This window comes from Candidatus Propionivibrio aalborgensis, assembly GCF_900089945.1.
Taxonomy (GTDB): domain Bacteria; phylum Pseudomonadota; class Gammaproteobacteria; order Burkholderiales; family Rhodocyclaceae; genus Propionivibrio; species Propionivibrio aalborgensis.
On the sequence record NZ_FLQY01000012.1, the window covers coordinates 1 to 12,850 of the forward strand.

At 58.4% G+C, this 12,850-nt stretch carries 15 protein-coding genes; 8 read left to right on the forward strand and 7 right to left on the reverse strand.

Annotation, left to right across the window (positions count from 1 at the left end; all coding sequences use genetic code 11):
- From PROAA_RS00925 to PROAA_RS00950, 6 genes are all read right to left on the reverse strand, one after another.
- The coding region (locus PROAA_RS00925; protein ID WP_186409510.1) for an FAD assembly factor SdhE at positions 1-227 on the reverse strand (227 nt) is incomplete at its 3' end.
- Positions 227-940, reverse strand: coding sequence for a succinate dehydrogenase iron-sulfur subunit (locus PROAA_RS00930; protein WP_186409511.1), 714 nt, complete (start codon positions 938-940; stop codon positions 227-229). The genes PROAA_RS00925 and PROAA_RS00930, both read right to left, overlap by 1 nt.
- A 33-nt stretch (positions 941-973) precedes the next feature.
- Positions 974-2,749 (reverse strand): succinate dehydrogenase flavoprotein subunit, encoded by a 1,776-nt coding sequence (gene sdhA / locus PROAA_RS00935; RefSeq protein WP_186409564.1) that lies wholly within the window; start codon positions 2,747-2,749, stop codon positions 974-976.
- Between the two features lie 9 nt (positions 2,750-2,758).
- Positions 2,759-3,106: a succinate dehydrogenase, hydrophobic membrane anchor protein gene (gene sdhD, locus PROAA_RS00940; protein WP_186409512.1), complete on the reverse strand. Its 348-nt coding sequence runs from the start codon at positions 3,104-3,106 to the stop codon at positions 2,759-2,761.
- Positions 3,100-3,492 carry a succinate dehydrogenase, cytochrome b556 subunit gene (gene sdhC, locus PROAA_RS00945; protein WP_186409513.1) on the reverse strand — a complete coding sequence of 131 codons (393 nt, stop codon included), beginning with the start codon at positions 3,490-3,492 and terminating at the stop codon, positions 3,100-3,102. The genes sdhD and sdhC overlap by 7 nt, the downstream gene beginning before the upstream one ends.
- Before the next feature lie 118 nt (positions 3,493-3,610).
- Complete coding sequence (locus PROAA_RS00950) at positions 3,611-4,351, reverse strand: GntR family transcriptional regulator (RefSeq protein ID WP_186409514.1); 741 nt, start codon at positions 4,349-4,351, stop codon at positions 3,611-3,613.
- Positions 4,352-4,567: 216 nt separating this feature from the next.
- Between PROAA_RS00950 and PROAA_RS00955 the strand changes: the two genes are divergently transcribed.
- A complete protein-coding gene (locus PROAA_RS00955) occupies positions 4,568-5,554 on the forward strand; it encodes a malate dehydrogenase (RefSeq protein ID WP_186409515.1) in 987 nt (328 codons plus the stop codon).
- Positions 5,555-5,660: 106 nt separating this feature from the next.
- Here PROAA_RS00955 and PROAA_RS00960 read toward each other — a convergent pair whose 3' ends face one another.
- Positions 5,661-6,062, reverse strand: coding sequence for a DUF2914 domain-containing protein (locus PROAA_RS00960; RefSeq protein ID WP_186409516.1), 402 nt, complete (start codon positions 6,060-6,062; stop codon positions 5,661-5,663).
- A 289-nt stretch (positions 6,063-6,351) separates the two neighbouring features.
- Here PROAA_RS00960 and otnI point away from each other — a divergent pair, with 289 nt between their 5' ends.
- The 7 genes from otnI (at position 6,352) to arsA (ending at position 12,850) form a co-directional block, all read left to right on the forward strand.
- Entirely contained in the window at positions 6,352-7,128 is a 777-nt protein-coding gene (gene otnI, locus PROAA_RS00965; RefSeq protein WP_186409517.1) for a 2-oxo-tetronate isomerase, read from the forward strand.
- Positions 7,129-7,140: 12 nt separating this feature from the next.
- On the forward strand, positions 7,141-8,118 hold the full coding sequence (gene denD / locus PROAA_RS00970) for a D-erythronate dehydrogenase (RefSeq protein WP_186409518.1): 978 nt from the start codon (positions 7,141-7,143) through the stop codon (positions 8,116-8,118).
- 197 nt (positions 8,119-8,315) lie between these two features.
- Entirely contained in the window at positions 8,316-9,386 is a 1,071-nt protein-coding gene (locus PROAA_RS00975) for a hypothetical protein (RefSeq protein ID WP_186409519.1), read from the forward strand.
- Between the two features lie 401 nt (positions 9,387-9,787).
- On the forward strand, positions 9,788-10,108 hold the full coding sequence (locus PROAA_RS00980; RefSeq protein ID WP_186409520.1) for an ArsR/SmtB family transcription factor: 321 nt from the start codon (positions 9,788-9,790) through the stop codon (positions 10,106-10,108).
- Positions 10,105-10,620, forward strand: a complete 516-nt coding sequence (locus PROAA_RS00985; protein ID WP_186409521.1) for an arsenate reductase ArsC — start codon at positions 10,105-10,107, stop codon at positions 10,618-10,620. The genes PROAA_RS00980 and PROAA_RS00985 overlap by 4 nt, the downstream gene beginning before the upstream one ends.
- A 46-nt stretch (positions 10,621-10,666) precedes the next feature.
- Entirely contained in the window at positions 10,667-11,029 is a 363-nt protein-coding gene (gene arsD, locus PROAA_RS00990) for an arsenite efflux transporter metallochaperone ArsD (protein WP_186409522.1), read from the forward strand.
- Between the two features lie 18 nt (positions 11,030-11,047).
- Positions 11,048-12,850 carry an arsenical pump-driving ATPase gene (gene arsA, locus PROAA_RS00995; RefSeq protein WP_186409523.1) on the forward strand — a complete coding sequence of 601 codons (1,803 nt, stop codon included), beginning with the start codon at positions 11,048-11,050 and terminating at the stop codon, positions 12,848-12,850.

Consider the following 12,850-nt stretch of genomic DNA (forward strand, 5'->3'; position numbering starts at 1 on the left):
GACACGACCTCGGCCTGCAGGGAGTTCGCACACTCGCGCTTACCGGTAATCAAAGGCCAAAGCTCCAGATCCTCCATATCGGCCAGTACCACAAACGCCGCCGCCTGTTCCGGAGTCAGGCCGGAGAAGTGCGTGTCGAGAAAGTCTCCCAGCAGCAAATCCATCTCCAGCATGGCGCGACGCGTGCAACGCCAGCGCAACCGGTTCAGCTCGGCGTCGGCCTCCATCAAATCGCTCGCCTGACCATCATTTCCTTGATCTTGCCGATGGCCTGGGTCGGATTCAGGTTCTTCGGACAGACCTCAACACAATTCATGATGGTGTGACAGCGGAACAGGCGGTAAGGGTCCTCAAGATCGTCAAGACGCGCGTTGGTTGCCTCATCACGCGTGTCGGCAATGAAGCGGTAGGCGTTCAGAAGCCCTGCTGGGCCAACGAACTTGTCCGGATTCCACCAGAACGACGGGCACGATGTCGAGCAACAGGCGCAGAGAATGCATTCGTACAGACCATTGAGTTCATCGCGATCCTCTGGCGTCTGCAGTCGCTCACGCTCCGGCGGTGGCGAGTCGTTGATCAGGTACGGCTTGACCGAGTGATATTGCTTGAAGAACTGCGTCATATCGACGATCAGATCGCGTATCACCGGAAGACCCGGCAGCGGGCGCAAAACAACCGGCTGTTTGAGTTCGTTGATCTCGGTCAGGCACGCCAGACCGTTTTTGCCGTTGATGTTCATCGCATCGGACCCGCAAATCCCCTCCCGGCACGAACGGCGGTAGGACAGCGAATCGTCTTTCGCCTTGAGCTTGGTCAGCACATCGAGCAGCTTGCGATCAATCGCCGGATCGACCTCGATCGAAATGTCCTGCATGTACGGGGCGCTATCCTTGTCCGGATCGTAGCGGTAAATCTTGAATTGCATGGTTGGGTTTGACATAGTCATTGACTCCTGGGCATGTGAGTGCCGTGATCAGTAGGCACGCGTCTTTAGCGCGATGGTTTCGACGGAGAGCGGCTTGAGTTGCACCGGTTTGTAGGTCAGCTTGTTGCCTTCGCGGTGCCACAGGGTGTGCTTGAGCCACTTCTCATCGTCCCGGCCGTTCGGATTAGCGGCGGTATCCGGTGCATCGTCGCGCACATGTGCGCCACGCGACTCCTTGCGCGCCTCGGCAGAAACCATGGTCGCCTTGGCTACCTCGATCAGGTTGTCGAGTTCCAGCGCTTCGACGCGAGCCGTATTCCATGTCGCTGATTTGTCGCCGATTTCGGTCAGCCGCACGCTCTTCTCGACTTCGCAAATCTTGCGCACGCCTTCCTCAAGCATGTCCTTGAAGCGGAACACGCCACAATGCTTCTGCATCGTCCGCTGCAATTCGAGGCGCGTCTCATTGACGCTCGCGCCGCTCGTCTGCGTGTTCAGCCGATTCAAACGGCCGAGCGTGGATTCGGCGAAATTCGTCGGTAAATCCTTCAGGGTATTCGGGCCAGCCTTGATCGCTTCGACCACCGAGTCGCCGGACGACTTGCCGAACACCAGCAGGTCGAGCAGGGAATTGGTGCCCAGACGGTTGGCGCCGTGTACCGAAGCGCAGGCGCATTCTCCGGCGGCGTAGAACCCCGTCACGGTGCTGCCGTCAGGATTGACGACCTGGCCGTGGAAGTTGGTCGGAATGCCGCCCATCTGGTAATGGCAGGTCGGCACTACCGGAATCGGCGCCTTGATCGGGTCGATACCGGCGAACTGGATCGAAATCTCACGGATGCCTGGCAGGCGCTTCATGATCGTCGCCGGATCGAGGTGGGTGATGTCGAGCAGTACGAAGTCCTTGGCCGGACCGCAGCCGCGACCTTCATTGATTTCAGTGACCATGGCGCGCGAAACGACGTCGCGCGACGCCAGATCCTTGGCGTTGGGAGCGTAACGCTCCATGAAGCGCTCGTTGTCCGAATTGCGTAGGATGCCGCCTTCGCCGCGCACGCCTTCGGTAATCAGCACGCCGGCGCCGGCAACGCCGGTCGGATGGAACTGCCAGAACTCCATGTCTTCGAGGGCGATACCGGCACGAGCCGCCATGCCCAGTCCGTCACCTGTATTGATAAAGGCATTGGTCGATGAATAGTAGATCCGACCGGCGCCTCCGGTTGCGAAGACAGTCGCCTTGGAATGAAAGGCTACAATCTCGCCGGTTTCCATTTCCAGTGCAATGACACCGAGAACCTGACCTTCCGCATCACGAATCAGATCGAGCGCCATCCATTCGACGAAAAACTGCGTATTAGCGCGTACGTTGCGCTGATAGAGGGCATGCAACATGGCGTGACCAGTCCGGTCGGCCGCCGCGCAGGCGCGACGCACCGGCTTTTCGCCGAAGTTGGACATGTGACCACCGAAGGGTCGCTGATAAATCTTGCCTTCGTCGGTCCGGTCAAAAGGCATGCCAAAGTGCTCAAGCTCGACAACGGCCTCGGGCGCCTTGCGGCACATGTATTCGATGGCATCCTGGTCTCCGAGCCAGTCGGATCCCTTGACAGTGTCGTACATATGCCAATGCCAGTGGTCCTCCTCGGAGTTGCCCAGCGAGGCAGACACGCCACCCTGAGCGGCAACCGTGTGCGAACGTGTGGGGAAGACCTTGGACAGAACAGCGGTCTTCAAACCAGCTTCGGATAGTTGAATGGCTGCGCGCAGACCGGCTCCACCGGCCCCAACGATTACTGCATCAAATTTACGAACGGGTATGGTTATCTTGCTCACTTAAATTCTCCACAGAATCTGCACCGCCCAGCCGGTGTAACCGACCAGCGCCGCAGCGGTTGCAATCATCAGAAGCAGACGCAAGCCGTCCGGCTTGACGTAGTCCATCCAGATATCCCGAATACCGATCCAGGCATGATAGAAAAGGCTGATGAAACACAGGAAGGTGGCAAACTTCATGAAGCCATTGGCGAAAATTCCGCGCCAGCTGTCGAAGGAATCCGGCCCGACCACAAGGACCGCAGCAAAGAAAATGACCGTGTAAACCGCCATGATGATGGCCGTCGCACGCTGGATTACCCAGTCCTTGAGGCCGTAGTGCGCCCCGACGAGAATTCGATTTACCATAACACTTTCCCTCCGATAATCAGGGTCAGGGCGATACTCACCGCAAAGACAATCTTGCTGGAAAGACGCGCCGACGCGAGGTCGATTCCCTTGTGCATATCCAGCAGCAGATAGCGGATGCCCGCACAGAAATGATGCAGGTACAGCCAGATCAGTCCGAACACAATCAGTTTGACCAGCGGATGCGCGACGAAACTCTTGGCCGCGGCAAAGGCCTCAGGGGAAGTGAGACTGCTCTCGAACAAACAGAGGAGCACAGGCAAGAGAAGGAAAATTACAGCGCCGCTAACGCGATGAACGATCGACAGAATACCCGGCAAAGGTAATCGGATCGTCATCAAATCCAGATTTTTCGGACGCTTCTTTTTAAGAATCATTTCTGCCATGGACATCACCCCCCAAGTTGGACGGCCAAAAAAATGGCCGCTTAGACCTACATAAACCCAATAAGTTCTAGCTGCGGAACAGCTTTCCCTTACCCCGCAAAACTCACTTCGATATGAACTACCCTAATTCGTTGTGATAGTAAAAATTCTTGGTTGCATAAAACCCGCGACGCCACTCAACCGGCTTGTTGTCATAGGTGTACGTAACACGCTCGACAAGCAGCAAGGGGCTACCCTCGGCCACTTGCAACAGTTCTGCACTCACCCGGTCGGCGGAGACTGCCCGCAAGCGCTCCTCAGCCCTGATAATGCGTACCGAATACCGACTTTCAAACAAGCTGTACATGGATACCGCGACGGAATTGAGAATATCCAGCGACAGATCGGGGAATAACTCGCCAGGCAGATAGATTTCGTCATAGACAGCGGGCTCATCGCCAAACCGCATCAGTCGGCGAACGATGTTGATCGGCGCACCCGGCTCAAGAGCGAGAGTACGGGCAACGTCAGGCCCCGCCTTGGCTCGCCAGCACTCCAAAGGAATGCTCTGCAACCTGAGCAGCTCGCCTTCATTGGACGCCAGCCGAAGGAAGCGAAAAAAGGATCGCGGATCGTCGTGTGTTGAAACGAAAGTGCCCTTCCCCTGGCGACGCACCAGCAAATTCTCGGCTGCCAGCTCGTCAATCGCTTTCCGCACCGTACCCTGGCTCACGCCAAAGCGCTCGGCCAGATCGGATTCGCTGGGAATGATATCGCCAGGCTTCCACTCACCTGATTCGAGACTCCTCGTAATCAGCGCCCTGATCTGCTGGTAGAGCGGACTGAAGGTTGGAGAATGCGTTGTTGCCGGCCGGTTCATACTATGAATTTCAGCACAAATTTCCCTTCAAGTCCATTTTATTATAAATATCTTATATAAGACACATGACCATCAAAAACGACATTTGACACCAAGAGAGATTCGCTCTTATGATTCTCCTCTGGTATTACTTGCCTTGAATGAACCAGTTACGGACAATGCAACGGTACTTTTCTGGTTTTTTTGCAGTTCATCTTTACCTACAGGAGCCGCACCATGTCCAAATCCCCAGTTCGTGTCGCCGTTACCGGCGCTGCCGGCCAAATCGGTTACAGCCTGCTTTTCCGGATCGCCTCCGGTGAAATGCTCGGAAAAGACCAACCGGTCTTTCTCCAACTGCTCGACCTGCCGCAAGCCCAGAAAGCCTGCCAGGGTGTCATGATGGAACTCGACGACTGCGCGTTCCCGCTTCTCGAAGGAATGATCGCCACCGACGACCCCAACGTTGCATTCAAGGACGCCGACATCTGCCTGCTGGTCGGCGCCCGCCCGCGCGGCCCCGGCATGGAACGTGCCGATCTCTTGACGGCCAACGGCGCCATCTTCACCGTTCAGGGCAAAGCCATTGCCGAGAACGCCAAGGAGGATGTGAAAGTCCTGGTCGTCGGCAACCCCTGCAACACCAACGCACTGATCGCCGCCTCCGCTGCCAAGAAGGTTGGCCGTACCAACCCGGCCAACTACCACGCCATGCTACGTCTCGATTACAACCGTGCCGTCCTGCAGCTCGCCCAAAAGAGCAAGCGTCCGGTTGCCAGCTTCAAGAATCTGGTGGTGTGGGGAAATCACTCGCCGACGATGTACGCCGATTATCGCAACTGCACGTCCAATGGCGACAACGTCAAGACGTTGATCAACGACCCGGTCTGGAACAACGATGTCTTCCTGCCGACCGTCGGCAAACGCGGCGCTGCCATTATTGAGGCACGCGGCCTTTCTTCAGCCGCTTCCGCAGCCAACGCCGCGATCGACCATATCCATGACTGGGTGCTTGGTTCAGCCAACTGGGTCACCATGGGCGTACCGAGCGACGGCTCCTACGGCATCCCCGCCGGTATCGTGTTCGGCTTCCCCTGCGAATGCAAAGGCGGCTCGTTCAAGATCGTTCAAGGGGTCGAAATCGACGACTATTCGCGCGAGAAGATCAACAAGACCCTCAAGGAACTCACCGACGAAGCTGAAGCAGTCAAGGCCATGCTCTAAGCGGGTACCTGCTCAACAAAAAGCCGCAGCGAGTCTGCGGCTTTTTTTGTCCACCGCAACCGTGCGCCAGGAATCGGCGGTGCTGCGGCAATGCGGAATCGCTGCCTTACAAAGGGGGGCTGAATGCGAAGTTCCGCTGATCGATCACCTGGCCCTGGCCATTCAGCACCATGACCGTCCAATCACCCGTCCATTCCTCCTGCATTTTCATTTTCGACCAAACGGGTTGCTGCGCACGTGTCACCTTGATTGATTCTTCCTGCTTGCTCTTGCCCTCAAGACTCCAGCGCAGCTTTACGGTCTGCCCGGTGAGACCGACCAGTTCGCCGTAGTAGAAAACGGCCGGTGTCGAATTCATGAACTGTTGGCGGAAATCGACGGGCTTGCCGTCTGCAACGTCCGAGGTGAATGTGGCGTTGATAACCGCCCCCCCATCCTGGGCAAAGGCTGCCGGTCCGGACAAAGCGGCGGCAACGGCAAGCACAATCACAAAACTGGGAATCTTCACGGGGTCTCTCCATCTGGGATAGCCGGCTTGACCGGCGGAACCCTCCACACGCCAATAAAAATGGGCAACAATATGGACAGGCATTTCAAACACACGAGCCAAATTATCCGTAGCCTCTGCCTAGCAGTCAATGATAATCAGGCTTCGCACGCCAATACTGATTATGACTTCGAAATATTTTGGCGGTGGCGCCATTCAACACGGCGTGACTAGAGACAAACAGAGTCGTTTGACATGCGTTACAAATATCAGTTGCGAAGAATGAACACCCTTTGCTGAGAGAGCCGCCATGCCAAGATTCGCCGCCAACCTGACAATGATGTTCACCGAACTCCCGTTCCCGGAGCGCTTTGCCGCTGCCGCCAGGGCCGGCTTTCCGGCGGTTGAATTTCTTTTTCCCTACGATTACCCGGTCGCGGATGTGACCCGCTGGCTCAAGGACGCCGGACTCAAGAGCGCGCTGTTCAATATGCCGCCCGGCGACTGGGCGGCGGGAGAGCGTGGCATCGCCTCGATTCCGGGACGCGAAGCGGAATTCCACGCCGGCGTGGACCTGGCGCTCGAATATGCGCTGGCCATGGGGACTCCCGGCCTCCATGCCATGGCCGGCTTGCTTCCGGCAGGTGCCGACCGGGCGCAGCATCGGGCGGTGTTGGTCGACAATCTGCGCTGTGCGGCCAAAGCGCTTGCCAGCCAGGGCCTGACGCTGCTCATCGAACCGATCAACACGCGCGACATGCCCGGCTACTTCCTCGACACGCAGGCCGAGGCGCATGCCCTGCGCAACGAGATAGGCGCCGCTAACCTTAAGGTGCAAATGGATTTCTATCATGCTCAGATTGTCGAGGGCGACCTCAGCGTTACGCTGAAGAACAATATCACTGGCATCGGTCATATCCAGATCGCTAGCGTTCCCGAGCGGCACGAGCCTGACGAAGGAGAAGTCAATTACCGCCATCTGTTCCGGTTGCTGGACGACCTGGGTTACCAGGGCTGGGTCGGTTGCGAGTATCGCCCGCGCGGCAAGACCGAGGACGGGCTGGGCTGGTTAAAGAGCATGACTTGAGAGGACGATGACATGAAAGTACTGATTACCGGTGGCGCCGGGTTCCTGGGTCGGCGACTGGCCAGGAAGCTGCTGCAACGCGGCGTGCTCAGGAATTCTACGGGCGAGGAAGAAGCAATCGACCGGCTGGTGTTGTTCGATGTCGTCAAGGCCGACGGATTCACCGATCCACGGGTTTTGGCTGTCACCGGCGATCTTGCCGATCCGCTGGCGATCAGCGACCTTGTCGACACCGATACCGCGTCAATCTTCCATCTGGCCGCGGTAGTCAGCAGCCAGGCGGAAGCGGATTTCGATCTGGGGATGCGCGTCAACATTGAGGCCTTGCGCCTTCTCTTCGAGCGCTGCCGCCAACTGGAACATCGCCCGAAAGTGCTGTTTGCCAGTTCGGTCGCCGTCTATGGCGGTGAGCTTCCCGAGATTGTTCGGGACGACACCGCGCTCAGCCCGAAGTCCTCGTACGGCGTCCAGAAGGCCATCGGCGAGCTGCTACTGTCCGACTACAGTCGCCGGGGCTTCATCGACGGACGCGGCGTGCGTCTGCCGACGATATCCGTACGGCCGGGCAAACCCAACAAAGCCGCATCGTCATTTGCCAGCGGCATTATTCGGGAACCGCTGAACAACGAAGCGACAGTCTGCCCGGTGACGGCGGATACCCGTCTGTGGCTGCTTTCCCCACGCCAGGCCATCGAATGCCTAGTCTGGGCGCACGATCTGGAAAGCGAGGCCTTCGCGCAACACCCGGTGCTCAACCTGCCCGGCGTCAGCGTGACGGTTGGGGAGATGGTCGATACCCTGGGCCGGGTTGCCGGCAAGCCGGCGATCGACAAGATTCGTTGGGAAAGCGATCCCGTCGTACAACGCATCGTCGGCGGCTGGCCCGGCTGCTGGGACATGACGCGTGCCCACGCGCTGGGCTTCACAGGTGATCAAGACTTTGAAGGGATCGTGCGGGCGTATATGGCGGACGATCTGGCTCCGGGCTAAAGATTTGCTAGGTAGGTATCGGGCTGCGAGGCTGTTGGTAGTCGTACTACGCTGACACATCGCTTCAAGCTGGCACTTGCATCGAGTGCTACACGAAATTGTTTATGGGTGCGTGGCGTAGTATCGCTATTCATCGAATTACTAAACAGCCAAGCTGCGATTGATCAAGGCATTTTGCGCCGACGGACTTAACCAAGATGACACTGATAGCATCACTTGCAGCGGACGGACATCCGACGCTCTTTGGAGACCTGCTGTTGACGGGTCCAACCGCCAATACTGCCCCAAACGTCTCCATTCCCGCCTTAGGGAACGTAAGCAACTTCTTCGGCAACTCCGGTTGGGTAGTTAGCAGATTGGCTCAAAAGATCTGCCTTGTGTCGGATAGGCTGGTCGTGGCGTGGTCAGGTAGTTGGCTTGGTGCATCCCTTGTGCTGGCAGAGCTACGAAGACGTGATGCGCTGGGCCTTCTGAGTTATAGCGACATCTTTGAATACCTTAACGGTGAGGAAGAATTGGCGCTGCATCCCGCATCGTTCATCGGCTTAATTTCGGAGAAGGACGGAATACGGCGATTTCATTTTCATGCTGAGGAACTCGACAGCCAATCACATGGCAAACTCTTCTATGCAGGGACCGGAGCCTGCATATTCAAGGACCTCACAGAGTCTGTGATTTCTTCCGATGCATGCGCTGTCGGCCCCGACAATCCAATTCTGACCGCCCTAAGTGCCAATCTATTCTTTGGTGCAGCGCTTCTTCAAACTGAATATCTTCAAGGTGATGCTGCAACGACAATCAGAAACATGTTTGGTGGCGGGTACGAAATAGCACATTATGACTACCGCTTGCGTCGGTTTGAGAAGATAGCGCCCATCACCTACATACTTTGGACAGTGGACTGCACCGACGGGAGCGTCCATGTTGGATTGCCTCGATTGATAGTTGCACAGCATTATAGCGGCGAATTTCTTCTGATTCGCTCATTACGCTTTGATCCATCGACGGTCTCACAAGCTCCGTTGAATGTCGACGAACGACGCTTCGTGATTGCCCCAATGATCGCATCCGAGCAAATGCCGACAGTTGCTCGGATCGCCGACATACACATTGAATCCAGCACATACTGCCACTGCATCGCGGTCCATGTCGCAGGCAAAAGCATAGGAATCGGAACGATAATCTCCCAGAACGTCAGCCCGGCGGATCAGAGCTTCCGTCTTGAATTCCACGACGGAAAAGTCAAATTCTCTACGCGCGAAGTCTAGACCACATATCAGTCTGCGCAAGAGCTATGCGTGATAATGCCTCGCGCACAATCAATCTTAAGCCGCCCGATTGATGCGCGCTCCGCTAATCTCATACGGCCAGAAACCTCGTCGGTCGTTAGCGCCGAGAATCGGAGGCGCGGAAATGAACTGGTACGCGCCGGCAAAGGTCGAAGGTGGTAGATTGGCAAGCAATGGGTGCTAGGCTGCTGATTCGCCTAAGTGGGTATACCGTATCTGCCTGCGGGTTCTGGGGCAATTCGCGCCCCATAGCACTTCTCCGTTTGGGCTCTTTGGCGATCATACAGATAGCGCGCTACAGAACCGGACAAATCTAAGAACCCGCGACACTCCCAACACAGCACTTGCCAAACCGCAAATATTTCCATAGTATTGGAAACATGGAAACCAACGATGCCGTCAGCTCACTTGCCGCCCTGGCCCAGGAAAGCCGTCTGGCCGTCTTCCGCTTGCTGGTGCGTAACGCCCCCGAAGGGCTGACGCCGGGAGTGATCGGCGAGCAGCTTGGCTTGCCGGCGCCGACGTTGTCGTTTCATCTCAAGACGCTGGCCCAGGCCGGTCTGGTTACGACGGTGCAGGAAGGTCGTTTCCTGCGTTACCGCGTGGCAATGGCCAGCATCAACGCGCTGATCGAATTTTTGACCGAGGACTGCTGCGGCGGTCATCCCGAACTCTGTATCCCGAAAGGAAAGCAAACGTGACAACTGGCAACCCCCTCAACGTGCTGGTGTTGTGTACCGGCAATTCCGCCCGTTCGATTATTGGCGAATCCCTGTTCAACCATCTCGGCAAGGGCCGCATTCGCGCCTTTTCGGCAGGCAGCAAGCCTTCCGGCAAGGTCAATCCGGTCGCGCTGGAAACGCTGGAAAAGCACGGCATCGCGCTGCCGTCCGAGGTGCGCAGCAAATCGTGGGACGAGTTTGCCGCGGTGGGTGCGCCGCAGCTCGATTACATCTTCACCGTGTGCGCCAGCGCCGCCGGCGAGACCTGCCCGATCTGGCCGGGGCATCCAGCTACTGCGCACTGGGGCATCGCGGACCCGGCGCATGTCGAGCCGCTCGAAGCGCGGCGGGAAGCCTTCGAACTGGCCTACCGCCAGTTGGAGAAGCGCGTCCGGGCTTTCCTCGCCTTGCCGCTCGAAACGCTCTCGGCCGACGAGGTCAAGGCTGCCGCCCGGCGTATTCATGAGGAAGCCGGACAAGAAGCGCAGTGATTACTTTCTACGGCAAGGACGATGCCGATTTACCAAGGAGACTCAAATGACCAACATCCAGATTTATGACCCGGCGCTGTGCTGCAGCACGGGTGTTTGCGGGGTGGACGTGGATCAGCAACTGGTGAGCTTTTCCGCCGATGTCGATTGGGCGAAGCAGAACGGCGCTCACGTCGAACGCTTCAATCTGGCGCAGCAGCCGATGGCTTTTGCCGAAAACACGGTCGTCAAAAGCTTTCTCGAACGTTCGGGCGCCGAAGCCTTGCCGCTCATCCTGGTCGACGGCGAAGTCGCTCTCGCCGGGCGTTATCCCAACCGGGGAGAGCTCACCCGCTGGGCCGGTATCAGTGCGCCTTCAAATCAGCAAGAGCCGGCGGCTGCATGTTGCAGCGGCAAGCGCTGCTGCTGAACGGGAAAGCCGGATTCCATGAAATTTCTCGATCATCCGCCGCGCTTTCTTTTCTTCACTGGCAAGGGCGGCGTCGGCAAGACGTCGATCGCCTGTGCCACCGCCATTCAACTGGCCGAAAGCGGCAAGCGGGTGCTACTGGTCAGCACCGATCCTGCCTCCAACGTCGGCCAGGTGTTCGGCGTGACGATTGGCAATCAGGTTGTGGGCATTGAGGCCGTTGCCGGTTTGTCCGCGCTGGAGATCGACCCGCAGGCGGCGGCGCAGGCTTACCGCGATCGCATCGTCGGCCCGGTACGAGGCGTGCTGCCGGAGGCGATAGTCAAGGGCATCGAGGAGCAACTTTCCGGCGCCTGCACCACCGAGATTGCCGCGTTCGACGAATTCACCGCACTGCTGACCGACTCGACGCTCACCGTCGATTTCGATCACATCGTTTTCGACACCGCGCCGACCGGGCATACCATCCGCCTCCTGCAGTTGCCGGGGGCCTGGAGCGGTTTTCTTGAAGAGGGCAAGGGCGATGCCTCCTGTCTCGGCCCGCTCGCCGGGCTGGAAAAGCAGCGTTCGCAGTACAAGGCGGCGGTCGACGCGCTAGCCGATGGTCACCGCACCCGATTGATTCTCGTCGCCCGCGCCCAGATTGCCACCTTGCGCGAGGTCGCGCGAACGCACGAAGAGCTCGCCGCCATTGGCCTTTCGCAGCAGTATCTGGTGGTCAACGGCGTTCTGCCCGCGAGCGAAACGGCCGCCGATCCTCTGGCTGCGGCCATTCACGAGCGGGAGCAAGCCGCATTGGCCCGGATCCCCGCCGTACTCAAGCGGCTGCCCTGCGATCGCCTGGCTCTGAAGTCTTTCAATCTGGTGGGCCTGACCGCGCTTCGCCAGTTGCTCGGGTCGGCGGACGATGCCATGACCGAGATTGACCCAGCCCATACCGCGCAGACGTCGCCTGCTCCGCTGGCTGCTCCGGACCTTGCGACTCTGGTCGACGAGATTGCCGTGGACGGGCATGGCCTTGTCATGCTGATGGGCAAGGGCGGTGTCGGCAAGACAACGCTGGCTGCCGCACTGGCTGTCGAGCTGGCAAGCCGTGGCTATCCGGTGCATCTGAGCACCTCCGATCCGGCTGCACATCTCTCGGACACACTCGATGCCGCGCTCGAAAACCTGACGGTCAGCCAGATCGACCCGCATGCTGAAACGGAGCGCTACCGCCAGCAGGTGCTCGAATCCCAGGGGGCATCCCTCGATGCGCAGGGTCGTGCCCTGCTGGAAGAAGACCTGCGCTCACCCTGCACCGAGGAAATCGCCGTCTTCCAGGCGTTTTCGCGCGTCATTCGCGAAGCCGGCAAGAAGTTCGTCGTGATGGATACCGCGCCAACCGGGCATACCCTGTTGCTGCTTGACGCAACGGGCGCCTACCACCGCGAAATCGCGCGCCAGTCGCGCAACGCCGATGAGCATTTCACCACGCCGATGATGCAGTTGCAGGATCCAAAGCAGACCAAGGTTCTGCTGGTGACGCTGGCCGAAACCACGCCCGTTCTGGAGGCAGCGAACCTGCAGGCGGATCTGCGTCGTGCCGGCATCGAGCCCTGGGCCTGGGTGGTCAATAACAGCATCGCGGCCACCACTGTCGTTTCGCCTTTGCTACGCCAGCGTGCGCGAAATGAACTGCGCGAGATCGATGCCGTGGCATCCCGGCATGCCAAGCGTTACGCGGTGGTTCCTTTGCTGGCCGAGGAGCCGATCGGAACGGCGCGTCTGAGAAAACTGGCGAACAGGGAAGCAGAGCCTGTTGCCGCAGACGGGATGTGA